Source organism: Pseudomonas sp. GM79, from assembly GCF_000282495.1.
GTDB lineage: Bacteria > Pseudomonadota > Gammaproteobacteria > Pseudomonadales > Pseudomonadaceae > Aquipseudomonas.
The window spans coordinates 1-23,544 of sequence record NZ_AKJE01000078.1; the positions used below are offsets into that span (position 1 = coordinate 1).

17 protein-coding genes and 6 pseudogenes are annotated in these 23,544 nt (G+C 59.5%); 14 read left to right on the top strand and 9 right to left on the bottom strand.

What is annotated here, in order from left to right:
* The 5 genes and pseudogenes from PMI36_RS09110 to PMI36_RS09090 form a co-directional block, all read right to left on the bottom strand.
* Nucleotides 1–182 (bottom strand): annotated as a pseudogene (locus PMI36_RS09110) (electron transfer flavoprotein subunit beta/FixA family protein); the annotation flags it as partial.
* Nucleotides 183–219: 37 nt separating this feature from the next.
* The gene (locus PMI36_RS09105; protein WP_008073699.1) at nucleotides 220–1,422 is read right to left on the bottom strand and encodes a CaiB/BaiF CoA transferase family protein; all 1,203 of its coding nucleotides are present in this window, start codon (nucleotides 1,420–1,422) and stop codon (nucleotides 220–222) included.
* A gap of 19 nt (nucleotides 1,423–1,441) precedes the next feature.
* The gene (locus tag PMI36_RS09100; protein WP_008073701.1) at nucleotides 1,442–2,605 is read right to left on the bottom strand and encodes an acyl-CoA dehydrogenase family protein; all 1,164 of its coding nucleotides are present in this window, start codon (nucleotides 2,603–2,605) and stop codon (nucleotides 1,442–1,444) included.
* A gap of 65 nt (nucleotides 2,606–2,670) precedes the next feature.
* Nucleotides 2,671–3,267, bottom strand: a complete 597-nt coding sequence (locus PMI36_RS09095; protein ID WP_008073703.1) for a thiamine pyrophosphate-dependent enzyme — start codon at nucleotides 3,265–3,267, stop codon at nucleotides 2,671–2,673.
* Nucleotides 3,255–3,794 (bottom strand): thiamine pyrophosphate-binding protein, encoded by a 540-nt coding sequence (locus PMI36_RS09090; RefSeq protein WP_007896342.1) that lies wholly within the window; start codon nucleotides 3,792–3,794, stop codon nucleotides 3,255–3,257. Before PMI36_RS09090 ends, PMI36_RS09095 begins: the two co-directional genes overlap by 13 nt.
* A gap of 565 nt (nucleotides 3,795–4,359) precedes the next feature.
* Here PMI36_RS09090 and PMI36_RS09085 point away from each other — a divergent pair.
* On the top strand, nucleotides 4,360–5,664 hold the full coding sequence (locus PMI36_RS09085) for a dicarboxylate/amino acid:cation symporter (protein WP_008073707.1): 1,305 nt from the start codon (nucleotides 4,360–4,362) through the stop codon (nucleotides 5,662–5,664).
* A 556-nt stretch (nucleotides 5,665–6,220) separates the two neighbouring features.
* Here the strand turns inward: PMI36_RS09085 and PMI36_RS09080 are convergent.
* Nucleotides 6,221–7,597 (bottom strand): MFS family transporter, encoded by a 1,377-nt coding sequence (locus PMI36_RS09080; RefSeq protein WP_008073708.1) that lies wholly within the window; start codon nucleotides 7,595–7,597, stop codon nucleotides 6,221–6,223.
* 497 nt (nucleotides 7,598–8,094) lie between these two features.
* Between PMI36_RS09080 and PMI36_RS09075 the strand changes: the two genes are divergently transcribed.
* The 7 genes and pseudogenes from PMI36_RS09075 to PMI36_RS30845 all read left to right on the top strand — a co-directional run.
* Nucleotides 8,095–9,036: a LysR family transcriptional regulator gene (locus PMI36_RS09075; RefSeq protein ID WP_008073710.1), complete on the top strand. Its 942-nt coding sequence runs from the start codon at nucleotides 8,095–8,097 to the stop codon at nucleotides 9,034–9,036.
* A 135-nt stretch (nucleotides 9,037–9,171) separates the two neighbouring features.
* Nucleotides 9,172–10,281, top strand: coding sequence for an MFS transporter (locus PMI36_RS09070; protein ID WP_008073711.1), 1,110 nt, complete (start codon nucleotides 9,172–9,174; stop codon nucleotides 10,279–10,281).
* 165 nt (nucleotides 10,282–10,446) lie between these two features.
* Nucleotides 10,447–11,256, top strand: a pseudogene (locus tag PMI36_RS09065) (CaiB/BaiF CoA transferase family protein); the annotation flags it as partial.
* Nucleotides 11,184–11,621, top strand: a pseudogene (locus tag PMI36_RS0129750) (hydroxymethylglutaryl-CoA lyase); the annotation flags it as partial. The pseudogenes PMI36_RS09065 and PMI36_RS0129750, both read left to right, overlap by 73 nt.
* Nucleotides 11,618–11,779, top strand: a pseudogene (locus tag PMI36_RS09060) (VOC family protein); the annotation flags it as partial. The pseudogenes PMI36_RS0129750 and PMI36_RS09060, both read left to right, overlap by 4 nt.
* A 14-nt stretch (nucleotides 11,780–11,793) precedes the next feature.
* The gene (locus PMI36_RS32095; RefSeq protein ID WP_238543585.1) at nucleotides 11,794–12,111 is read left to right on the top strand and encodes a hypothetical protein; all 318 of its coding nucleotides are present in this window, start codon (nucleotides 11,794–11,796) and stop codon (nucleotides 12,109–12,111) included.
* Nucleotides 12,112–12,189: 78 nt separating this feature from the next.
* Nucleotides 12,190–12,389, top strand: a pseudogene (locus PMI36_RS30845) (hypothetical protein); the annotation flags it as partial.
* A gap of 159 nt (nucleotides 12,390–12,548) precedes the next feature.
* Here the strand turns inward: PMI36_RS30845 and fdhA are convergent.
* Nucleotides 12,549–13,748, bottom strand: a complete 1,200-nt coding sequence (gene fdhA, locus PMI36_RS09055) for a formaldehyde dehydrogenase, glutathione-independent (RefSeq protein ID WP_008073719.1) — start codon at nucleotides 13,746–13,748, stop codon at nucleotides 12,549–12,551.
* A 387-nt stretch (nucleotides 13,749–14,135) separates the two neighbouring features.
* Here fdhA and PMI36_RS09050 point away from each other — a divergent pair, with 387 nt between their 5' ends.
* The 3 genes from PMI36_RS09050 to PMI36_RS09040 all read left to right on the top strand — a co-directional run bounded on the left by PMI36_RS09050 (nucleotide 14,136) and on the right by PMI36_RS09040 (nucleotide 17,996).
* Nucleotides 14,136–15,398, top strand: a complete 1,263-nt coding sequence (locus PMI36_RS09050; protein WP_008073721.1) for a serine hydrolase domain-containing protein — start codon at nucleotides 14,136–14,138, stop codon at nucleotides 15,396–15,398.
* A gap of 117 nt (nucleotides 15,399–15,515) precedes the next feature.
* Nucleotides 15,516–16,853 (top strand): hypothetical protein, encoded by a 1,338-nt coding sequence (locus PMI36_RS09045; protein WP_008073723.1) that lies wholly within the window; start codon nucleotides 15,516–15,518, stop codon nucleotides 16,851–16,853.
* Nucleotides 16,854–16,892: 39 nt separating this feature from the next.
* Nucleotides 16,893–17,996: a polyamine ABC transporter substrate-binding protein gene (locus PMI36_RS09040; RefSeq protein ID WP_008073724.1), complete on the top strand. Its 1,104-nt coding sequence runs from the start codon at nucleotides 16,893–16,895 to the stop codon at nucleotides 17,994–17,996.
* A gap of 91 nt (nucleotides 17,997–18,087) precedes the next feature.
* Here the strand turns inward: PMI36_RS09040 and PMI36_RS09035 are convergent, their stop codons facing one another.
* On the bottom strand, nucleotides 18,088–18,699 hold the full coding sequence (locus PMI36_RS09035; RefSeq protein ID WP_032830547.1) for a TetR/AcrR family transcriptional regulator: 612 nt from the start codon (nucleotides 18,697–18,699) through the stop codon (nucleotides 18,088–18,090).
* 283 nt (nucleotides 18,700–18,982) lie between these two features.
* Between PMI36_RS09035 and PMI36_RS31515 the strand changes: the two are divergent.
* Together PMI36_RS31515 and PMI36_RS0129755 are read left to right on the top strand one after the other, a co-directional pair.
* A pseudogene (locus PMI36_RS31515) lies at nucleotides 18,983–19,204 on the top strand (DUF1329 domain-containing protein); the annotation flags it as partial.
* 152 nt (nucleotides 19,205–19,356) lie between these two features.
* Nucleotides 19,357–20,514: an MMPL family transporter gene (locus tag PMI36_RS0129755; protein WP_008073729.1), complete on the top strand. Its 1,158-nt coding sequence runs from the start codon at nucleotides 19,357–19,359 to the stop codon at nucleotides 20,512–20,514.
* 130 nt (nucleotides 20,515–20,644) lie between these two features.
* On the opposite strand, the gene mhpT is transcribed toward PMI36_RS0129755, so the two are convergent.
* Nucleotides 20,645–21,862 carry a 3-(3-hydroxy-phenyl)propionate transporter MhpT gene (mhpT, locus tag PMI36_RS09025; RefSeq protein ID WP_008073731.1) on the bottom strand — a complete coding sequence of 406 codons (1,218 nt, stop codon included), beginning with the start codon at nucleotides 21,860–21,862 and terminating at the stop codon, nucleotides 20,645–20,647.
* A 335-nt stretch (nucleotides 21,863–22,197) separates the two neighbouring features.
* Here mhpT and PMI36_RS09020 point away from each other — a divergent pair, with 335 nt between their 5' ends.
* The gene (locus tag PMI36_RS09020) at nucleotides 22,198–23,508 is read left to right on the top strand and encodes an OprD family porin (protein ID WP_008073732.1); all 1,311 of its coding nucleotides are present in this window, start codon (nucleotides 22,198–22,200) and stop codon (nucleotides 23,506–23,508) included.
* Nucleotides 23,509–23,544: the final 36 nt, after the last annotated feature.

Consider the following 23,544-nt stretch of genomic DNA (forward strand, 5'->3'; position numbering starts at 1 on the left):
ACGACGACGATTTCAGTCGCAATACCGTTCTCTTTCAGGCGTACGGCTTCTTCCACGGCGATTTCGCAGAACGGGTTCATCGACATCTTGACGTTAGCGAGGTCGACACCGGAATTGTCCGCCTTGACGCGAACTTTCACGTTGTAATCGACCACGCGTTTCACAGCTACCAGGATCTTCATTGGGCAGTGTTCACTCGAAAATAGTTGATCGTTGCTGTCAGATAGCCCCGGCTGCGCGCATTTGTTCAATGCGGTCCGTCCCCAGCCCCAGTTCCCTGAGCACCTGTTCGGTGTGTTGGCCAAGGCCCGGCACAGCATCCATACGCGGTTCAAAAGCGCTGTTGCTGCCGGGCGGTAGCAGACTTGGGACGCTGCCGGCAGAGGTCTCGACTTCCCGCCAGCGATCACGTGCCTGGAGTTGTGGATGGTCCCAAACACCCTGCATGTCGTTGACCCGGGCATTGGCGATCTGCGCATGCTCCAGCCGATCGAACACGGCATCGAAGTTGAGCGTGGAGAACGTTTCAACGATGAGTTGTCGTAGCGCGTGACGGTTTTCGACACGTTTGAAGTTGGCCGAGAAACGCTCGTCTTTGGCCAGTTCGGGCGTAAGGAGCACTTTCTCGCAAAACAGCTGCCATTCACGCTCGTTCTGCAAACCCAGCATCACGGTAGTGCCGTCGCCGATAGGGAAGGGGCCGTAGGGATAAATAGTGGCGTGCGCGGCGCCGGCGCGAGGTGGTGGAGGGGCGCCGTCGTAGGCGTAGTACATCGGGTAGTTCATCCACTCGACCAGGCTTTCCAGCATCGACACATCCAGGTGACTGCCTTCGCCGGTACGTTCACGCAACAACAGCGCCGACAGAATTGCGGTGTAGGCGTACATGCCGGCCGCGATGTCGGCGATCGAGCAACCGGCCTTGGCCATTTCTTCCTCGCCCGGGCCGCCGGTCACCGACAGAAAACCACCTTCGCTCTGAATCAACAGGTCGTAGGCTTTCTTCTTTTCATAGGGACCACCGACGCCATAGCCGGAAATGTCGCAGACAATCAGCCGCGGAAAGCGCTGATGCAAAGCCTCGAATGACAGCCCCATTCGCGCGGCCGCACCGGGTGCCAGGTTCTGCACGAGCACATCGGCGGTGGCCAGCAAACTGTCCAGTACCTCGGTGGCCGAGTCTTGCTTCAAATCCAGGGTCACACTTTCCTTCGAACGATTGGTCCAGACGAAGTGCGAGGCCAGGCCGTTGACGCGTTGGTCGTAACCCCGGGCGAAATCGCCTGTGCCGGGACGTTCGACCTTGATCACGCGGGCGCCAAGGTCGGCCAGTTGTCGGGTGCAGAAGGGTGCTGCAATGGCATGCTCAAGGCTGACGACGGTAATGCCATCGAGCGGGCGGGTGCCTTTGGGCTGGCTCATGGTGTTATCTCTCTTGTTATTAGAAAGAGCGCGGCAGCTCGAGCAGGTGTTCGGCTACGTATGACAGGATCAGGTTGGTGGAGATGGGCGCGACCTGATACAGCCGGGTTTCACGGAATTTGCGCTCGACGTCGTACTCGCAGGCGAAGCCAAAACCGCCGTGGGTCTGCAAGCAGGCGTTGGCGGCTTCCCATGAGGCTTTTGCCGCCAGGTACTTGGCCATGTTGGCGCTGGCCCCGGCGTTGATGCCGCTGTCGTATTCCTCGCAGGCACGCCAGCGCATCAGGTCGGCCGCTTCGATCTCGATGTGCGCTTCAGCGATCGGGAACTGCACGCCCTGGTTCTGTCCGATCGGGCGCCCGAACACCTCACGGTCGCGGGCATAAGCGCTGGCCTTCTCGATAAACCAGCGACCGTCACCAATGCATTCGGCAGCGATCAGGGTGCGTTCGGCATTCAGGCCGTCGAGGATGTACCGAAAGCCTTTGCCTTCCTCGCCGATCAGTGTGTCAGCGGGGATTTCCAGGTTGTCGAAGAACAACTCGTTGGTCTCGTGATTGACCATGTTGGCGATCGGCTGCACGGTCATGCCGTTGCCGATGGCCTCGCGCAGGTCCACGAGGAAGATTGACATGCCTTCGGATTTTTTCTGTACGTTGGCCAACGGTGTGGTGCGCGCCAGCAGGATCATCAGGTCGGAATGCTGGATGCGCGAGATCCATACTTTCTGCCCGTTGATTACGTACTTGTCGCCTTTGCGTACGGCGGTGGTCTTGATTTTGGTGGTGTCGGTTCCGGTGGTGGGCTCGGTCACGCCCATCGATTGCAGGCGCAGTTCACCGCTGGCGAGTTTCGGCAGGTAGTAGCTTTTCTGCGCTTCGCTGCCGTGTCGCTGCAGGGTGAACATGTTGTACATCTGCCCGTGAACGGTGCCGGAGTTCCCGCCGCAGCGGTTCACTTCTTCCAGGATCACAGAGGCCTCGGCCAACCCAAGGCCAGAGCCGCCATATTCGGTCGGGATCATCGCGGCCAGCCAACCGGCGTCGGTCAGGGCCTTGACGAAGGTTTCCGGAAAGCCTTTTTCTTCGTCGACTTTACGCCAGTAGGCGGCATCGAATTCCGCACACAGGGCGCGTACGCCTTCGCGGATGGCATTGAGTTCTTCAGCGTTGCGGTCGGTCATTATTATTCTCCTCAGTGCGTCACGCACGGCTTTTGCCCTGCGTGACCGGGTCCGGCATAGAGCAATCAGATCGGGTTGAAACCCAGGGCAGCACGAAAGCGATTCTTGATGTAGTGACCATCGCGCGGAGGCAGCACCCGCGGCGGGTTTTCCGCTTTGATCTTGATCGTTGCGAGCTTGACGCCATCGCGGGTTGCAAAGCGCTCGCGCAAGTTGTGTAGGCCTTCCATGTCGCGGATTTCATCGGTCCAGCTGAAGCCGCAAGTCTTCGCCACCTGGTCCAGGGAGATGCCAAATCCGGCGTGGCTGACCTGCATGCCGGTTTCGCCAAAGTGACCGTTGTCCAACACAGCAATGGTCAAGTTGGCGGGCTTTTGCAGCGCGACGGTCGCCAGTGCGCCGAAGCCCATGAGCAACTCACCGTCACCCGTGACGACCACCACCGACTTGTCCGGCTGGGCATTGGCCAGGCCCAGGCCCACCGTGATCGCACTGCCCATAGCGGCCCAGAGGTAGTAGTTCAGATCGTTGTCACCGGCCGCCATGACGTCATAGGACGCCGATCCCAGGCCGGTCACGACCAGCACGTCTTTGCGGTCGGCCAGCAAGGCCTTGACCACTTCGCGACGGCACAAAGTGTGGTTTGCGCTTACTTGACCCATTTCTTTTCTCCAATCAGGCGCTGGCCGAGCAGCAGGGCAGTGGCGGAATCACCGTTGAAGGCCATGGTCGCGGCACCGTGCAGCAATGGGGCGACGTCTTCGGGAACGTCGGCACGCCAGGTCATGACTTTCATCAGGTTCAGGGAGGCTTCGGTGGCCTGACCCATGGGGTTCTGCCACGCGTTGAATTCGGCCCAGTCACCGCGCATGGTGACCACCATCAACAGCGGAAAACCGGCACAGACTTGAAGGGCCAGAGTGTTGATGCAGTTACCGACACCGCTGGACTGCATCAAGAGGGCGCCGCGCTCACCGCCCAACCAGGCGCCAGCGAGGTAGCCGATGCCTTCTTCCTCAGTGGTGAGGACAACGGCCTTGATGTCCGGGTCTGCGTACGACATGCGGATCGCCGCCGAATGGCCTGCATCCGGTACGAAGACCACGTGTTTGACGTCGTGGGCCTTGAGCACGCGGAACACGTCCTCCTGCCAATCCTGCCCCACGGTTTGTTCAGCTTCTGTTGACATGCCTATCTCCCAAGCAGTGCTGCTTTTGTGTTTTCACTCATTCTGGGAGTGCTGGAGGAGAACGACGACTACCGTTTTTGTCTTTGAGATATGCCCGTTTTGTATAGCTGGACGGCGGATGCGTGCACAGCAGTGAGCGGCGATAACTGCGAATTATGGGAAGAGGAAAACTGAGTGTTTGCCATTCACGAAAACGCTGAGCTTGAGCACGGCGCCATAGCTTTTGGGCATATCTGGTAGAGCGCGATCGGCTCTTATTGGGGAAACAGGACTAGCGTAGTTTTCCGGTTACGTCGGTACAGCGCGTAACCGACGCAACCACAACTATAAGATCCGAGGATTGCACCTATGTATGACAGCTTCCTGCAGTTGGCTTGCCCCGTCCTGTCCTCTGTCCATGACCTGTTCCACCCGCATCCATCCTCGACCTGCCGTTACAGGCACTTTGCACTTGCCTTTTTCATTCCGTAGCACGGCGGCTGACCCTGCGTTTTTCAGCGCCATCGCGTGATCACGCGGGCGCTTGTCCAGGCTACTTTCCAGAAAATACGACAACAGGTGCGTTATGAAAAACAGGCTACCGGCTGCGGCAGGCATCTTGATCGCCATGCTGCTGGGGATCGTTATCGGCTACATGATTTTCCTCAACTTCCCGGACAAAGCGGCGGCGACCCGAGTCGCCGGTTACATCTCGATCATCTCCGATATTTTTCTACGTCTGATCAAAATGCTCATCGGCCCCTTGGTGTTTTCGACGCTGGTGGTGGGCATCGCTCACATGGGCGACGCAAGCGCTGTGGGCCGGGTCTTTTGCAAGGCGCTGGGCTGGTTCGTCACCGCGTCGTTGATTTCGCTGTCGGTGGGGTTGGTCATGGCCAACCTGCTGCAACCCGGTCACAACCTGGGCTTGCCATTACCAGAGGTGACGAGTGCGACCAACCTGCAAACGTCAGTGTTCACCCTGAAGGATTTCGCGACGCATTTGGTGCCCAGGTCTTTCGCGGAGGCCATGGCCACTAATGAAATTCTGCAGATCGTGGTGTTCTCGCTGTTTTTTGGCGTGGCGTTGGCCTCTCTAGGCAAGAAGGCCCAAGGACTGATCAATGTCATAGAGGATTTGTCTCACGCGATGTTGAAAGTCACCGGTTACGTGATGAAGCTCGCGCCGCTGGCGGTGATGGCGGCCATGGCCGCGACCGTGGCGGTCAACGGACTCTACATTCTGGTGAAGTTCGCGGTCTTCATGCGTGACTTCTATTTCGGGCTGATCGTGCTCTGGGCAATGCTGATGTTTGCCGGTTGGATGTTCCTGGGGCGGCGCGTGTTCAAACTGGTGGTGCTGATCAGGGAAGCTTTCCTGCTGTCTTTCGCCACGGCCAGTTCCGAGTCGGCTTACCCGAAGATTCTTCATGCGCTGGATCGTTTTGGGGTCAAGCGCAGGATCTCGAGTTTCGTCATGCCCATGGGTTACTCCTTCAACCTCGACGGCTCGATGATGTACTGCACGTTTGCCGTGCTGTTCATTGCTCAGGCCTACGGCATCGAGATGTCCATCGGTACGCAGATCACCATGTTGTTGACGTTGATGCTGACCTCCAAAGGCATGGCCGGCGTGCCGCGCGCTTCGCTGGTAGTGATTGCCGCGACCCTGACCCAGTTCGATATTCCTGAAGCCGGTTTGCTGCTGATTCTGGGAATCGACACCTTCCTCGACATGGGCCGCTCGGCCACCAACGCGGTGGGCAACTCCATCGCCACGGCGGTGGTGGCCAAATGGGAGGGCGAGTTGGTGAGTGAGGACGAGGCTGAGCGTCATGCCGCTGCGCTGGATGTTCAGGGTGACACAGGAGAAAAACCGCTGACGGTCTGACCTGTTATCGGTGAGTCTTCAAGATCAAGGGGTGAGCATTCACACACGTGGCTGCTCACCCTTTGTCGTTTATTCGAACGTAAGGGGCGGCCACTTGTTTCGCAAAGGCGCTGGATGCAACAGCACATAAAAAACCGGGCTGGGTACCAATGCCGGTAAGTTAAGACGCAGAACCTGTGGGAGCGTGGCTTGCCCGCGAAGAACGATGACGCGCAGTACCTGAAAGACCGCGGTGCATTCTTCGCGGGCAAGCCACGCTCCCACAGGATTTCGTCGCGTCTTAACTTACCGGCATTAGGCTGGGGGACCGCTTGGATGGCGCTGTGGAGTCTGTGCGGAAAGTGATTTGCGAAGGTGTCAGTTCGCCAGGCTGGCCTTTTCCAGCACCTTGTCCAGCCATGACTGGTCGATGGCGCCAGCGATCATCACTCGGGCTCAGTTGAGAAAAAGTGCTCCATTAATGACTAAGAGCATCGAGTTAGCGCGACTGACAAACAGCAAAACCCGGCCATGGCCGGGTACCCGATGGGTGCTTTTCAATCTGCTGTTGTAATGGTCAGACCCTGGCGGCACTCGGTTTTGAACAACTCTTTAGCCCTGTGCGCTCTTCGATCTCACCGCTACCGCTGATGTACCCATAGCGAGACAGATTCGGCATCAACATCGCAGCGATGAAGGTGATGGTCACTACCGCCGCAACATAGAAGAAAAAATACGCCTCGACACCCTGTGATCGGAGCGACAGGGCCACGTACTCGGCAGTGCCACCGAATGCCGCGTTGCCGACGGCATACGGAAAGCCTACGCCCAGCGCACGCACCGCAGGCGGGAACAGTTCAGCTTTGACGATCCCGGCAATCGGGGTGTAGAGCGACGCAATGGCCAGGCCGCCAAACACCAGCAGGAACGCCGTAAACGGGCTGCTGACTGACTGCAGCGAATAGAGCAGGGGGATCACCAGCAGCATGGCCAATCCGGAAAACATCAGCATGTGCGCTTTGATCCCGATACGGTCAGCGAGCAAGCCAAACAGTGGCTGGCAGAACATGAAACCGACCAGGGCTGCCGTCATGATGAAGCTGACTGTTTCCGGGCTGAAGCCAGCGGAGATCACCAGGAACTTCTGCATGTAGGTGGTGAAGGTGTAGAAATACAGCGAACCGCCGATGGTGAACGCCACGACCAGGGCGACCGCCCGTTTGTGTTTGAACATGCCGCGCAGAGAGCCGGCGTCTTTGCGGTTCATGTCTTTTTTGGTCGCGGTTTCATGCATGGCGCGCCGCAGATACACCACCACGATCGAGCTCAGGGCGCCGATGAAGAACGGAATCCTCCAGCCCCATTCGCGCAACTCTTCGCCGGTCAGGGTTTGCTGGAGAATGACCACAGTCATCAAGGCCAACAACTGCCCGGCAATGATGGTGAAGTATTGAAACGATCCATAGAAACAGCGGCGGCCCGGTGTCGCGATTTCGCTGATGTAGGTGGCGCCGGTGCCGTACTCCGCACCGACGGACAGGCCCTGGATCAGCCTGGCCACCACGAGCAGAATCGGTGCCGCGACCCCTATAGTCGCGTAGGTCGGCATGACGGCGATCAGCAGCGAGCCAGCGCACATCATGAACACCGAGATGATCATGGAAACCTTGCGGCCGCGAGTGTCGGCGATCCAGCCGAAAATCCAGCCACCGAGCGGGCGCATGAAAAAGCCGACGGCGAAAACCCCGGCAGTTGCCAATAGTTGGCTGGTGGTATCCCCCTTGGGGAAAAACGAAGCGGCAAAGTAAATGGCGGTGTAGGCGTAAATGAAAAAATCGTACCACTCCACCAGATTGCCCGAGCAGGCACCCATGATGGCTTTTACGCGGTTTGGCGCTTTCATCGGAGCGGTTTCGGCGGTGTGATCTTTGGCGTCTGTGATTGATGCGGACATGCTGTTCACCCTTTCTTCAAGGCGAGGCGATACGAGGAGCACGCTGATGCGCGTCCGACGTGACTGGCTCGATGGGTTGTTGGGCTTAACGAAGAGGCGTGAACCCGCCCACGGCCGGTTTTTCGGAAGAGAAGGGGGAGGGAGGATGCACGAGCGTGGCGAGCTGTACGTGGCCCGGGGAAATCGGACTGGTCAGGTAAGACGAAGCGTTGAATATCATGGCACGAGCCCTCGAATCTTATTCTTGTAGTGAGTCGAGCGCTCTTTGGCGTCGACGTTGATTGCACGCTACCGCAGAGTGAGGAGGGTAATAAGCCGTCAGGCAGGCCTAACTGATATACCTAAATTCTATAGCTTGGCGTGCAGCCCCGGCGGGCTGGGGCATACAGGCAGCTCGAAAGCCTTGAGGCCTCACGACACGCGGTTCGCGGGGCATTCCAAGGTGCGCAAATGCGATTACACTCACAGCACTTTCGACGCATATCGCGCCGACCTCGATGCTGACTGGCCTGGTAATGGATGTCGTTCAACTCAAAACCCTGATTCATGTGGCCGAACTCGGCAGTCTCAGCAAGGCCTCGGATCGGCTTCACATCGCGCAACCGGCCCTTAGCCGACAAATCAGAATGTTGGAGAAAGAGCTCGGCGCCTACCTGTTCGAACGACACGGGCGCGGGATGGAAATTACCGACGTCGGTCGGGAAGTGCTGGCTCATGCCACCCGAATCATGGAGGAAATGGAATCCATCAGAAGCTCGGTTGTCGGTGGCCGATCGTCTTTTCGTGGAACGGTGGTCATCGGTACGACGCCGACGGTTGCCGAGATTGTCACCGTACCGTTGGTGCGCAAGATCCGCGAGGCGCATCCCAATCTGGCCGTCCGATTTTCCTCGGCCTACAGCGGCTATCTGCTGGATTGGGTGCAGCGCGGCGAATTGGAACTGGCCATTTCCTACGATCCGCAACCCCTGCATACGCTCAGGATTGTGCCGGTGATGATGGAAAACCTGATGCTGGTCGGCCCCGCCAGTGCCAACCTGCGCATCGACACGCCGGTAACCTTTGCCTCCCTGGCCGAGCAGCAACTGGTATTGCCAAGCGCCCGACATGGCCTTCGGGTCATTCTGGATAACTGTGCCAGAGAAGTCGGGATCAAGCTCAAGACCAGTGTTGAGGCCGACTCGTTCGGCGCGATGATCGATCTGGTCCGCAATGGCTTCGGTATGACGGCGTTACCACTGGCGTCGATTTACGCCCAAGTCGAAGCCGGCGTGCTGTGTGCGGCGCCGCTGATCGATCCGGTGCCCATGCGCAAACTGGTTCAGGTTTTTCCGGCGGACAGGCGCGTCAGCCCGGCTGCCAAATTCGTCGGAGACGCCTTCATCGAAATTGCTGCCGACCTGGTCAATCGCAAGATCTGGGCTGGACACCTGCTTTGAACCATTGGCCAATCGGTTAACCCCTACCCGTAGTTGCGCAACTGCTCACGACTTCTGCTTTTTCTCACCACTGATGACACTGTCTTGAACCATCAAACGCGACTGCCAAGCGTATTCGGCATTTTTGTATTGGGGATGCTGCAAGTGCTGGTCTGGGGAGGTTCGTTCTTCCTGATGGCCGTCATGGCCGATCCGATCATGAGAGAGACCGGTTGGGCCAGCCAATGGGTGTATGGCGCGCTGTCGCTGAGCATCCTGGTTTCCGCGATGCTGGCGCCATTGACCAGCCGGCTTATTGCTCGCTATGGCGGCCGCCCCATCCTGGCCAGTAGCGGCCTGGGCGTCGCCATCGGGTTGTTTCTGATGGCGAGTTCGACCTCGTTGCCGATGTTTCTTTTGTCTTGGGCAGTGATTGGCGTCGGTATGGCGTTGGGGCTGTATGAAGCGCTATTCGCCGCTTTAGGTTCTCTCTACGGGGAGCGGGCGGGCAGTGCGATTACCGGGATCACGCTTATTTCAGGGTTTGCGACAACGCTGTCATGGCCTGCGGTCGCGCTGGTCATCGAGCACATTGGCTGGCGCGCGACGTGCGTGGCTTATGGGGGGCTATTGGTCATTGCCGTGGCACCGCTTTATCTCTGGGTGCTGGCGCCTGGCGCGGGGCAACTCGCAAAAAGCCATGCCATGAGTGATGAAAACCTCTCTGTCGACCGGCGGATCTACCTGTTGCTCACGCTGATTTTTGCGTTGGGTGCAGTGATCATGACGGCGATATCTGTCCAGCTGATTTCATTGTTACAGGGGCAGGGCTACTCGCTTGCAGCCGCCATCGGACTGAGCGCCTTGCTCGGTCCGAGCCAGGTCGGCTCACGCGTTCTACAAGTGTTTTCGCGAAAGCGACACCCTATCTGGACGACGTTGATCAGCGTGGTATTCGTGGCAATCGGTCTGTTGCTGGTGACCATCGCGCCGGCAATGACTGCGCTGGGGCTGGTGATCTACGGCGCGGGTAATGGTTTGCGGGCGATCGTGCGAGGCCTGCTGCCACTGGCCCTGATGTCGTCCACCCATTATGTTTTGCTGATGGGACGCATGGCTCGGCCTTCGCTCATTGGACAAGCCTTGACTCCCCTCGCGGGCGGTTATCTGTTGCAGACCTGGGGCGCTAGCGGTGTGCTAGCGGGCCTGAGTTCGCTGGCCGTATTGAATGTGCTTTTGGTGTTTTTGCTCATTCGGCTGGTGTGAAAAGAACAGCGCTGCCCCTGCGACAGTATCAGCCATGCACGCTGGTCAGATACTCAAACAGCTTGGCCGCTTCCGGCGCCAGTTGCGCCTGACTTGCGACCCCCACGAACAAGGTGCGATGAGCCCAGTCATCGCTCAAGTCGACAGCGATCAGGCGGGTGCCGAGCAGTTCGGCAGCTGCGGCATCTTTCCGGCGAGCCCGGGCGCACGCCGGTCAGGGTGGGCGTTTCCATTGGCGACTCGTTGTCGGCCTTGCACGGGGTGATCGGCATTTTGCTTGCCCTGCGTCATCGCGAGCAGAACGGCGGTGACGGCCAACAGATCGACGTGGCGCTGTACGAGTCGGTATTCAACATGATGGAAAGCCTGTTGCCCGAATACTCGGTGTTCAATGCCGTTCGTGAGCCCGCCGGCAGCAGTTTGCCGGGTATCGCCCCGACGAATGCCTATCGCTGCCGTGACGGTGGTTTTGACTTGATCGCCGGTAATGGCGACAGCATCTATCAGCGCCTGATGGAAGTGATTGGTCGCCGTGATCTGGGGGCCGATCCCGAGCTCGCGCAGAACCACGGCCGAGTGCTGCAGGTCGAGCGCATCGATGCCGCCATCTCCGAATGGACCGCGCGGCTCAGCCTCGACGAAGTCTTGTCGATCCTGACCGAGGCGCGCATTCCGGCCGGCAGGATTTACAACGCTGCCGACATTGCCCAGGACCCGCATTACCGGGCGCGCGACATGCTGCTCGATAGCCAGCTGGACGACGGCACGCCGGTGACCTTGTCCGGCATCGTCCCCAAGCTGGGTACCACGCCTGGCAGCGTGACGCGCTCGGCGCCGACCCTTGGCCAGCATACCGCCGAGATTCTTGGTGAGCTTGGCATCGACGCTGCGCAGCAAGCCGTGGCATGGCGTACCCAAGTCAGGTCGAGGCGCTGTCCCGGGCAGTCCGTGAGCGTTTTCCGGCGCTGCAACTGACCCTGCATTTCCACAATACCCGTGGCATGGGCCTGGCCAATGCGCTGGCGGCCATCGAGGCCGGGGTCGATCGTTTCGATTCGTCCCTTGGCGGCCTGGGCGGTTGCCCTTATGCGCCGGGGGCCAGCGGCAATGTGTGTACCGAAGACCTGTTGCACATGCTGCAGTTGATGGGCTTCAACACCGGGGTAGATCTGGACCGGGTGCTGGCAGTTGCCGCGCAGTTGCCGGGTTTGGTCGGCCACGACATTCCCAGCCAGATCCTCAAGGCCGGCAAACGACTGGACTTGCACCCGATACCCGCCCACGTCGCCAGCCTGGAAAAACAGGTGCCGTCGGCCCGCACCCCGGAGCTGCACCCATGATCGATCATCTCGACCACCTGGTGCTGACCACTATCGACCCTGTGGCTGCCGAGGATTTTTACGTGCGGGTCATGGGCATGCAGGTGCAAACCTTCGCCGGTGGGCGCAAGGCGTTCGCTTTCGGTCAGCAGAAAATCAACTTGCACGTGCGTGGCCACGCGACAGCCTGCCCGTGAGCATTGCTCGCCCGGCCTGGGTCACGGACTGGCAGGACCGCCCCGACACGACGCCGGAACAAGTGGTGGACGCCGCCCGGGATGCCGATGCCGTGATCACCAACAAGGTGCGTATTGGCCGGGCCGAGCTTGAGCAACTGCCGAACCTGCGATTCATTTGCGTCGCGGCCACCGGTTACCCGGTTTATTTCCGAGGGCGGGGCGTTGATCAACGTCATCGGCAACGGAGTTGCCACGCTGTTCATTGCCAAGTGGGAAGGGGCGCTGGACGAAGGGAAGCTGGCGGCCGAATTACACAAGGGGTGTGCCCGTGAGCTAGAGGCACAACACTGAACGAGTTGTCGCAAGACAGCCCCAAGACCACTCAGTCCACGAAAGCTGAGTGGTTTTGGGTTTCTAAAGAGCTGCCGGGCGCGGAGTTGAAGGTGTGCCTCGAAAGGACAACTGCTGCACCGCTGCCTCGAAACTGCAAGGGCAAATCGAGCTTGCCCGGTTGAATCTGGAGCAGGGGCGTGAACATCCATTGTTCATCTGCGCCCGGCAGCGCGATCAATCCCGAGTCTGGACCTCGGCGCTGTTTCTTACGTTATAAGCGCTCACGCCCCGCGACGTTTTCCTCGAATGTTCGGCGACTGCTTACTGATCCCATTGGGGTGCATGACATAGGTCTCCCGTCCTGAAACAGGTTCAGGACGGGACACTCGGCCATAAACAAGGGCAGCTCAAGGCTGCCCTTTTCCCAACCTGTTCCCTAGGCCGCGGTAAACAGCTTGTGCGGATCCATGACGAATTTCTTCGGCGCCCCGGCATCGAACTCGTGGTAACCACGCGGCGCGTCGTCCAGGCTGATCACCTGCACGCCGACGACCTCGGCAATGTTGATCCGGTCCCACATGATCGCCTGCATCAGCTGACGGTTGTACTTCATCGTCGGGGTCTGGCCGGTGTGGAAGCTGTGGGATTTGGCCCAGCCGAGGCCGAAACGGATGTTCAGGCTGCCATGCTTGGCGGCTTTGTTGACCGCACCCGGGTCTTCGGTGACATACAGACCGGGGATACCGATATTGCCGGCGACCCGCACCACGCCCATCAGCGCGTTGAGCACATCGGCCGGGGCCTCGTGCTGCGCGCCGTCATGGCCGTGGCCGCGGGCTTCGAAGCCGACCGCATCGACCGCACAATCGACTTCCGGCTCACCGAGCATGTTGGCGATTTGCTCGTGCAGCGGAGTGTCCAGGGTCAGGTCGGCGATCTCGAAGCCCTGGGCCTTGGCATGCGCCAGACGCAGCGGATTGACGTCGCCGACTATCACCACCGCCGCACCCAGCAGACGGGCGGAGGCGGCAGCAGCCAGTCCGACCGGGCCGGCACCGGCGATATACACCGTGCTGCCAGGGCCGACGCCGGCGGTCACCGCGCCATGGTAGCCGGTCGGCAGGATATCGGAGAGGCAGGTCAGGTCGCGGATTTTCTCCATTGCCTTGTCGCGGTCGGGCAGCTTCAGCAGGTTGAAGTCGGCATACGGCACCAGTACGTATTCGGCCTGGCCGCCAACCCAGTCACCCATGTCCACATAGCCATAGGCCCCGCCGGGGCGCGCCGGATTGACCGTCAGGCAGACGCCGGTGTGCTGTTCCTTGCAACTGCGACAACGGCCACAGGCAACGTTGAACGGCACCGATACCAGGTCACCGATCTGCACGTTTTCCACGTCACGGCCCTTCTCTATGACCTCGCCGGTGATCTCATGGCCAAGCACCAGCCCGACCTGGGCCGTGGTCCGGCCACGTACCATATGCTGGTCGGAGCCGCAGATATTGGTCGAAACCACGCGCAGGATCACGCCATGGTCAATGCGCTTGCCGCGCGGGTCTTCCATTTTTGGATAGGGGATGGTCTGCACCTCGACCTTGCCTGCGCCGAGATACACGACACCACGATTACCAGACATGATTTCACCTCGCTTTTGTTGTTGTGAGAACACGGCCCTTGTACTGCGAAGGGTCGCGCGGCCTTACAGTGCGGCGGTAAATGTCTTGCGTTTGCGCGTGAATGCAGATTGGTTGGAAGTCACCTTCCAACGACGCGTGATTAGCAGTCATCGTATCGATCCTACGCCTGGTATCAGTACTCCGCGAGGGCATCTAGCGCCCAATCACCATCCCGGTTGGCAGGGCTGGCGCAGGAGCAACGGGCGCTGAGTGCCGTGTTTGCCCCCATCAAAACACAGTGGTAATAATTTTAATCTGCAAAAAAGTTTTATTGACTAAAAAATAATACCGAGTAATTATTTCCCTGCATCTGCTTTCACGCAGAGTCATTTTGCAGGGGAAACCCGATGAGTCAGAACACCGTGCCGTTGCTGGCCAGTCTTTATATCGAGACGAATGAATCGTCACTCGACAGGCGCTTGGCGCCTTTGTTTATGCAGGGCTTTCCGGCCGAGCCAAAACGCCGCGTCACCTGGAACAACTGGATGCGTCCACCGTTCAATCAGTGGGGGTTCCGTAATCTGGCGCGCCTGCGTCCCTCCATTGATGTGGAGGCGGGTAGCGGACCCGTCAGTGTCCTGAAGGAAGCTCCGCAAGCGCTGGATGAACTGCACTTCGACAGTGAATGTGGTCTGAGCGTCAGTGTCATCGATCACCTGGTGGCCAGTCAGACCGACGCCTTCTTGGTGATGCAGGGCGACACCGTGCTGTTCGAGCGTTACTTCAACGGCCAGCGTCCCCGCGACCGGCACGTCATGTTTTCGGTGACCAAGTCGCTGATCGGCACCCTGGGGGAGCAACTGGTCTGCGATGGCATCCTCAATCCGCAATTGCCGGCGGCGTATTACGTGCCCGAACTGTTGGGCAGCGCGTTTGGCGATGCCACGGTGCGCCAGCTGTTCGACATGGCCGTGGGCATCGACTACAGCGAAGTCTATGACGATCCCAACTCTGAAAGTTCGCAGTACGGCTACGCCTGCGGTTTCCAGCCGGCACCTGCGCAGTACGCTCAGTTCGAGTCGCTGTATCAGTACCTGCCGTCGCTGAAAAAACGCGGCAGCCACGGCGGCTTTTTCCATTACGTGACCGCCACCACCGAAGCCCTGGCCTGGGTCATGGAGCGCGCCTCGGGCAAGGCCTGCAATCAATTGCTGCAAGACCTCTGGAGCCAGTTGGGGTGTGAGCGCGACGGCTACTTCATGGCCGACCCTTGGGGGCGTAGCGTTGCCGGTGCCGGTTTCAACGCCACCTTGCGAGACATGGCGCGGTTCGGTCGGCTGCTCGCCAACGACGGTCGTCATGATGGGCTGCAGTTGCTGTCGACCGAGACGGTTGCACGCATCGCCGCCGGCTCCGATCCGGCGATCTACGCCAAAAACTCCGAATTCTCCGGCTGGACCCCCGGCGCTTCCTACCGCAGCCAGTGGTACGTCTTCAACGACCACAGCCAGGCGGTCATGGCCGGTGGCATTCATGGCCAATACCTGTTCGTCGATAAGCCGTCCGGTGTGGTGATCGTCAAGCAGTCATCGCTGACCGAGGCCGTCAGCCTGTTCGATGCTGACAGCGTGCGCATGCTGCGTGCTATCGCCGCGCATCTTAGCCACTGAAACGCCCCATAAAGACAAGAATTTTGCGTCCTTTTCACCTGGCTCGGCCAGGTGTTGGCGGCGCTCTGCGCCGCCATTCACTGCCCTGTAACAACAATAATCACACAGGAGCTTCATATGGTTTTCATGACGCGTTTCTCTCGAGCGCTCTTAGCGGTCGGCTTACCCCTGACCGCCCAAGTCGCGCTGGCGGGCTACACCTTCGAGGATGGCAACCTCAAGGGTGAGGTCAACTTCACCGCCGGCGGTGCGACCCTTTCCACCCGTAACGTCAACTTCGGCAGCGGCCGCGTCGATGCGCGCAGTGGCAAGAATGGCGGTACGAAAATCGACTGGCAGGAGTTCTACGTCAAGCCCGGCGTCAAGCTGGAATACGCCCTGCAGCCAGACTTCAGCCTGTTGGCTGGTGGCTCGCTGGTGGCGGCAACCACCTTTGGCGATGGCGATGCCGGCGGCTTCACCCGAAGCTCTGATGGCGACGTGGCCACCGAAGAACTCTACGGCGGTTTCCGGGCCGGCGAGTGGACGCTGACTGCCGGTCGCCAGAACTACATGATCGGGACGGGCTTCATCGTCATGGACGGTAACCTCGACCAACTCAAGGACGGCGCCTACTGGCTTGGCCCCAGAACCGCCTTCAAGGATTCGGCCATTCTGGCCTGGGATCATGGCGCGTTGAAGACCCAGGCCTTCACCTTGCGCACCGACGACGATCTGGGTGATTTCCGCATGACCGGCGTCAACCTGGATTACAACCTCGACGATCAGGTGACGCTGGGGGCCATGGCGATGAAGGTCAATGCGCTGGGGCCCAAGGGCAGTACACTGCCACGACGCCGGGACGGGATGCAGGTGTACAACGTGCGTGCGTTGAAGGCCAAAGTACCGGGCGTGCCGGACCTGACGCTGAATGCCGAATACGCCGTGGAGCGGGGCAGTGGTGAAGGCGTGGATTACGATGCCAACGCCTGGTACGGCCAGGCGGAATATGCCTTCAACACGTTACCGCTGACCCCGGTGCTCGGCTATCGCTACGCTAGTTTCTCCGGCGACGACAACCTCACCGACAACCGGCAGAAAGCCTGGGACTCGCTGAGCAAGGGCTTCGTCGACTGGAGCACCTGGCTGGTGGGGGATGTCGTCGGCAACTACCTGCTGTTCAACAGCAACGAAAACGTTCAACAGTTCTCGCTCAAGACCCACCTCAATGAAACGCTGACTCTCGGCGCGATCCACTATCAGTTCTGGCTGGACGAGAAAAACTACATGGGGGCACCCGTCAGCGATCGACGCTTTGCCGATGAGAGTGTGGTTTTCCTCGACTGGACCCCGACGCCGTCGTTCTATACGTCGCTCTCCTATAACTGGGTCAAGCCACTGGCCGCTGCCAAGCAGGTGTTCGGCGATGACCAGAATTTCAGTGCGCTGGAACTGTATTTCACCTACCGCTATTAAGTGCCGCGAGCCTTCGCGGCCGCGCAGGAGTGCTTAACCATGAACACGTTTTTGCGTAACACCTTATTGGGCGCTGTAGTGTCGTTGCTGGCCAGCGGTGTGTGCCTGGCTGAAGAACGCACGGTGCGGATCTACAACTGGATCGAGTACCTGCCACCTGAAGTGCTCAAGAGCTTTCAGGAGGAAACAGGCATCCGTCCGATCTACGACGTTTTTGACAGTGTCGAAACCCTGGAGTCCAAACTGCTGACCGGCAATTCCGGGTATGACGTGGTGTACCCGGGCAGCGCCAACCTGAGTCACCTGATCGCCGCTGGTGCGGTCCAGCCGCTGGACCGCAGCCAGCTGCCGAACTGGCAGCACCTGGACCCGGAATTCATGAAAACCCTGGAAGCTGCGGGTGACACGGGCAACCGCTACGCGGCACCGTACTTGTGGGGCACCACGCTGATTGGCTACAACGTCGACAAGGTTCAGCAAGTCTTGGGCGCCAATGTGCAGATGAACACGTGGGACATGATCTTCAAGGAAGAGAACCTCGCCAAGCTGGCCAGTTGCGGTGTCGGTTTCCTCGACGCGGCCAACGAAATCGTGCCCATCGCCTTGCATTACAAGGGCCTCGACCCTAACAGTCAGAAGCGCGAGGACTACCCGCAGGCTCAGGCGGTGATGATGAAGATTCGCCCGCACATCACCTACTTCAACTCCTCACGCTACGGCATGGACCTGGCCAACGGTGACATCTGCGTAGCCGTGGGCTGGTCTGGGGGCATCGCGTTGGCCAAGCAACTGGCCGATGCCGCTGGCAAGGGCGTCAAGGTGGAGATGGCGTTACCCAAGGAAGGCGCGCCGATGTGGTCGGACGTGATGATGGTGCCGGCCAACGCCCCCCATACCAAAGAGGCCTATGAGTTCATCAACTACATCCTGCGCCCTGACGTCATTGCCCGGATCAGCAACAAGATCGGTTACCCCAATCCGAACAAGGACGCCACCGCGCTGGTGAACGCCGACATCCGGAATAACCCCAACATGTATGTGCCGGACGAAGCGCGCAAAACACTGTTCGCTCTGCAGCCCATGCCGGCAGCCGTGGAGCGGATCCGCACCCGCACCTGGACCACCATCAAGACCAACCGCTGATCATCGTGGCCCGGCGTCGTGACGCCGGGCTCGCCAGCAACGACCCGTCTCGGCTAGAGCATGAAGCCAGTCTGGGAGGAGGCTGGCGTTCTCAGGCCTGCATTCCGTAAAAGAGCAGCTCGGTGATACGCCTTACCTGAGCGGAGTGTGACTCGATGTCCGGCTGTTCCTGGTTGACCAGCCTGAACAACTGCAGGTGTGAGTAGTCGTTCAACAGGAAGGCGGCCAGTTCGACGTTGAGGTCGGCGCGCAGCTTGCCGGCCTGTTGCAGTTCTCTGAGCAAACCGCTGATTTCGGCCCTGAGCGCATCGTTCATGGCCCGATAACCTTCGGGCAGTCCGTTATCACCACCAAACAGAATCAACGGCAGCAGTTCACGCCAAAGACTGGGATGCATGACTTCCAGGGCGTAACCGGTCAGCAGGCGTTCCAGGTAGCACAGGGCGTCGACCGGATCCTCAATTTCAGGGATCTGGTTGCGGGTGTCCTTGAGGGCGCGCTGGTCGGCGTCGTGCAGGATTTCCAGGATGATTTCCTGCTTGTTGCCGAAGTACTTGAACACGGTGGGCGCCGACACCCCAGCCTGGTTGGCGATCTGTTCGATGGTGGTGTTCTGGAAACCTTGACGCTCGAACAGTTCGATCGCCGCCTTGCTGATGGCTTGGCGTCGTTCGACTTTCTGGCGTTCACGCAGTCCGCTCACGGTAGATCCCTTGTCGCTATGAATAAAGGGGGCGCATGTCGCCCAATCATCCATGCAAAATACTTAATCGGGTAAAATTTTTAAAGCGCTAATTTCTGTAGTGCGCTTTTATCCCGGAAGCGAGAAGTCTCGTTGACGGGTGGCGAGAGTCCTCAGGCTTTATAGTTAATTTTATTAATCTTTTGCGCGCTGTTCAGCGTGCATTGGTCCGCCTGAATCAAGCCGATGCCTGTCGGTATTTTTTCAGTCGATAAGCAAACTGCGCACGACTCAACCCCAGCAGTCGCGCGGCAAACTGGGTCGGCAGATGTATTCGCTGACGCTGTTGGCACCGGACCTGCCGGCACTCACTGCGCAAGTCATGTGGGGCAGCTACAACCTCGATACCGGCGCCTACTTCCTTAACTCTTCGAGCAACGATCTGGCGGTCCAGTACCAGACGATCGCAAAACCTTCGGCTTCCTTTTACACACCGGATGCCATGGCCAACGAAAACATGCGTTGAACCATGGAGCGCCGTGACGAGCGAAAAACTCGTCGCGGTCGCTGGCGATTTTCCAGGCGGGATAAATACATGAACGTTGAAAAAATCTTTGCGAGTACGGTCTGCGATGGAGTGCCTGCGCGCTGGCGTTGTGTCTGTTGGTGAGCACGTCCATGGTTGCGCAGGCCGCAACGTTTGCTGTGCTACAGCAGCCGGCACTGTCGGCCGCCAAGGCCGCGCGCGCGGTATTGCTTGGGCTGGCCCGGGCTGGCGAGCGCCTGGTGGCGGTCGGCGAACGCGGCATCGTGTTGCTCTCGGATGACTTTGGAATGACTTGGCGCCAGGCCCGTGTGCCGGTCAGCGTCAGCCTGACCGCGGTACAATTCGTCGATGCCGAGCAGGGCTGGGCGGTCGGTCATCTGGGGGTGGTGTTGCACACCGAGGACGGTGGCGAAACCTGGCACAAGCAACTCGACGGTGAGCGTGCCGCCGCGCTGGCAGCGCTGAGCAAAATCGCCACGGCCGGTTACAACGAAGGCAACTTCAAATGGTATGAGCTGATCCCTAATGACGGCGCGCTGGGCGCCGTGCAGACCCGTGCACCGCGAGAGCTGTTCAATCAGGGCTGTTCGATGCTGTCGCTGTACGTTTACCTGTCTGATCACAAGGCCGATACCTTGAATCGGGTGGTGCAGGCCAGTGAGAAATTCATCAGCGAGCATCAGGTGCCAGAGGTCAAATTCATGCTGGCCGCCGGCAGCGCCGGTATCGAAGCCGCGACCAATATCGTGGTGAAAAAATCCATGTACGAGATGCTGTTCTGGGTCTACGGCGCGGTCAGCCTGCTATGCCTGCTGACTTTCCGTAGTTGGCGTGCAACCCTTTGCGCAATGCTGCCGCTGATGCTCACCTCGATTCTGTGCGAGGCGCTGATGGTGGGTCTGGGAATGGGAGTAAAAGTGGCGACACTGCCGGTCATCGCGCTCGGCGTGGGCATTGGCATCGACTACGCGCTCTATGTCTTGAGTGTGATTCTGGCTCGAATGCGTGCCGGTGACACCCTGGCCCAGGCCTATTACCAAGCGCTGTTGTTCACCGGCAAAGTGGTATTGCTGACCGGCATGACACTGGCGGTCGCGGTATCGACCTGGGCCTTCTCACCGATCAAATTCCAGGCCGACATGGGCATCCTGCTGGCCTTCATGTTCTCGGTGAACATGCTTGGCGCCTTGATCCTGCTGCCGGCACTGGCCTGGCTGCTGCTGCCGCAGAAGGTCTTCGCAAAAAAGCCTGAGGCGAGTTTGCTTGTGGAGTGGGTCAAGGAGGGCTGAAGGGCTGTAGGGCTCGGCACGCCGGACCCTGTGGGAGCGGGCTTGCTCGCGAAGACGGAGTGTCAGACGACATCAATGTTGCCTGTACCGCCGCCTTCGCGAGCAAGCCCGCTCCCACAGGTCTCGCACATCAGGCCTTGGCCTTTTCCATCAATACAGCCAGTGGGGCCGACCGGGCAATCACGCTGATGATGGTCAGTGCTGCAATCACCAACCCGGGGGAGGTCGCCAGCAATACGCCGGTGGTGCCGGCCCCGGCCGCCAGAATCTGCCCAGCGGCCAAGGGCCCGGCGACTGATCCCAGGCGCCCGATGGCCACTGCCGCGCCGACGCCGGTGGCGCGCACCGAGGTCGGGTACGACGGCGGTGCCAGGGCATAAAGCACCAGTTGCGCAGCCATCACAAACAACCCGGCAGCAAACCCGGCGATGCCCATTGGGACAATGCCCACCGACAGGCCGACTCCGGCCAGCGCCACCAGCAACCCGGCATAGACAAACAGCACCACCTTGATGCCGTTGCAGCGATCCAGCAGCAGCCCGCCGAGCAGGGAGCCGAGGGCGCCGCCGATATTGAACAGCATCTGCACCAGGCCCGCCTGGGGTTTGCTGAAGCCCTGTTCCAGCAGCAGTGATGGCAGCCAGTTGAGCAACATGTACATCACGGTCAGGGTGAAGAAGTAACTCAGCCATAACGCCAGGGTAACGCGAGCCCGGCCTTCGCCGAACAGTGCCTGGCCGGTTGAAGCGCGCGCCACATTGACAGTCCCTTGCTGCTGGCGAAAGGCGCTGGACTCGGGCAGCAGCAGGATCATCAGCGGCACCACCAGCAGCGGTGCGAGACCGCCGATGATGAAGGTCGCTTGCCAATGATCGGTGAACAGCATGGCGACCACCGCCGCCAGTGCTCCACCCAACGGCACGCCGGCATACATGATGCTGATGGCGGTACCCCGGCGCTGCTCACCCACGGCTTCGGCACACAGGGCGATCAGGTTGGGCAGGGCGGCGCCCAGGCCCAGACCGGTCATGAAACGCGCCAGCAGCAGGCTGGAGAATGTGCTGACGTAGGCAGTGCTGAGCGAGAACACGCCGAACAGCAACACGGCGCCGATGAGGATTTTCTTGCGACCGATGCGATCGGCAATCCAGCCGCCGAAGAAGGCGCCCGGCAGCAAGCCGATGATGCCGGCACTGAACACCCAGCCCATCATTTTCGGGTCCAGGGCAAAGGTTTGACGCAGGCCCGCGGCAGCAGTGCCGGCAGCTTGCAGGTCGAAGCCTTCAATCAGTGCAACGATAAAACACAGGGCGATGGTCAGCGTCGTACGACGTGATGGGGTGTCCATGGCGAACCTCATTTATTGTTTTTGTGGGTGTGCTGACGGGTGAACGCGAGCCTGCTCGCCTCAAGCGGTGACAGGTTGGAATTAAGATTAACAAAGATAACTAAAAAATGAACGGTCAAGGATATTCACTAGAAAAAGTCATTAATTCCATTTAAATCAATGAGATGACGTATGGCTTAAGATGGATCTAAAAAATAGATAATAATATTAATGTTCGTTTATCGGTCATTGTGGATTGACGCCACCCTCAGCTCTTTCCATTCTCTGGCCTGAGATCCCTGGGGCAACCTTGGCGATCCCGTTCAAAAAACAACAACAATAAGTGGACATCGAACATGCCAAAGCTCCCTTGGAACGCCCTTGCGGCGACTTCAGCCTTACCTGTTCGCGCACCCCGCCTGGTCCTGTTGGGCTTGAGTGTGATTGCCACCCCGGCGTTGGCTGAAGGCTTTATCGACGACAGCCACGGCACCTTGACCTTGCGCAATTACTACCTGGATCGCGACTACAAGGATGACGGGGCGAAAACCGCGGCCAGGGAATGGGCTCAGGGTTTCATCATGAATGTGGAGTCGGGCTTTACCCCGGGGACTGTCGGCTTCGGCCTGGATGCCCGCGGGCTGATGGGGGTGAAGCTGGACTCGTCGCCGGACCGCAGCGGCACCGAGTTGCTGCCGGTGTCCGCCAGTGACAAGCGCGCGGCGGACGAGTATTCGCGCCTGGCCATGACCGCCAAGATGCGTTTTGCCCAGACCACAGTGAAGACCGGTGATGTATCGATTTTTCTGCCGTTCGCTTTCGCCAGCCCGTCGCGGCTGTTGCCGCAGACTTTTCGCGGCACCACCCTCAGTTCCAAGGACATCGAGGGACTGACCCTCAACACCGGCTACATCGATCGCATCAACAAGCGTGATTCCACTAACTACCAGCCGATGAGCATCGCCTCCCCGAACCGGCGTTTCAACGGCGCGGCCACTTCATCGCACATGGCCTATGTCGGCGGTGATTATCAGGTGAACAAGGACCTCAGTCTGCGTGCCTATCACGCCGAAGTGGCGGACCTGTACCAGCAGAACACCCTGGCCTTGCTGCACAATCTGCAGGTGGGCGAGGGCACGCTGACCACCGATCTGCGCAGTTTTTTCAGTGACGAAGATGGCAGCGCCAAGGCCGGCAAGGTGGATAACCAAAACCTGTCGGCGCTGTTCGGCTATCGCTTTGGCGGTCATCGCCTGAGCCTGGGCTATATGCACGCCAGTGGCGACACAGCAACGCCTTATGTGTCGGGCACCGAGTTGATGGGCATGAGTGAGCTGACCATGAGTTCGGACTTCCTCAATGCCAAGGAGCGGACCTGGCAAGCGATGTACGACTATGACTTTGCCGCCGTCGGGGTGCCCGGGCTGAAGAGCCGGCTACGTTATGTGCGCGGTGACCATATCGAGCTGACGGCGCTGAATGCCGACGACCGCAAGGAGCGAGAATTCCAGATGGAGCTGGGGTATGTCATCCAGAGCGGTCCGCTGAAGAACGTCGGGCTGATGGCGCGCAAGTCGATCTATCGCAATGACTTCCCCGCTGGCGCAGCGTTTCGCGATGAAAACCAGACCCGCTTTCTGGTGCTCTACACCGTACCGATCTGGTAAGTCGTTTTACCTGTCACGAGGCCGGCCGTTCCCCTG

Coding starts and splice junctions, on each gene's coding strand:
- PMI36_RS09105 (WP_008073699.1), bottom strand. CDS start 1,422: ATGAGCCAGCCCAAAGGCACCCGCCCGCTCGATGGCATTACCGTCGTC.
- PMI36_RS09100 (WP_008073701.1), bottom strand. CDS start 2,605: ATGACCGACCGCAACGCTGAAGAACTCAATGCCATCCGCGAAGGCGTA.
- PMI36_RS09095 (WP_008073703.1), bottom strand. CDS start 3,267: ATGGGTCAAGTAAGCGCAAACCACACTTTGTGCCGTCGCGAAGTGGTC.
- PMI36_RS09090 (WP_007896342.1), bottom strand. CDS start 3,794: ATGTCAACAGAAGCTGAACAAACCGTGGGGCAGGATTGGCAGGAGGAC.
- PMI36_RS09085 (WP_008073707.1), top strand. CDS start 4,360: ATGAAAAACAGGCTACCGGCTGCGGCAGGCATCTTGATCGCCATGCTG.
- PMI36_RS09080 (WP_008073708.1), bottom strand. CDS start 7,597: ATGTCCGCATCAATCACAGACGCCAAAGATCACACCGCCGAAACCGCT.
- PMI36_RS09075 (WP_008073710.1), top strand. CDS start 8,095: ATGCTGACTGGCCTGGTAATGGATGTCGTTCAACTCAAAACCCTGATT.
- PMI36_RS09070 (WP_008073711.1), top strand. CDS start 9,172: ATGCTGCAAGTGCTGGTCTGGGGAGGTTCGTTCTTCCTGATGGCCGTC.
- fdhA (WP_008073719.1), bottom strand. CDS start 13,748: ATGTCTGGTAATCGTGGTGTCGTGTATCTCGGCGCAGGCAAGGTCGAG.
- PMI36_RS09050 (WP_008073721.1), top strand. CDS start 14,136: ATGAGTCAGAACACCGTGCCGTTGCTGGCCAGTCTTTATATCGAGACG.
- PMI36_RS09045 (WP_008073723.1), top strand. CDS start 15,516: ATGGTTTTCATGACGCGTTTCTCTCGAGCGCTCTTAGCGGTCGGCTTA.
- PMI36_RS09040 (WP_008073724.1), top strand. CDS start 16,893: ATGAACACGTTTTTGCGTAACACCTTATTGGGCGCTGTAGTGTCGTTG.
- PMI36_RS0129755 (WP_008073729.1), top strand. CDS start 19,357: ATGGTTGCGCAGGCCGCAACGTTTGCTGTGCTACAGCAGCCGGCACTG.
- mhpT (WP_008073731.1), bottom strand. CDS start 21,862: ATGGACACCCCATCACGTCGTACGACGCTGACCATCGCCCTGTGTTTT.
- PMI36_RS09020 (WP_008073732.1), top strand. CDS start 22,198: ATGCCAAAGCTCCCTTGGAACGCCCTTGCGGCGACTTCAGCCTTACCT.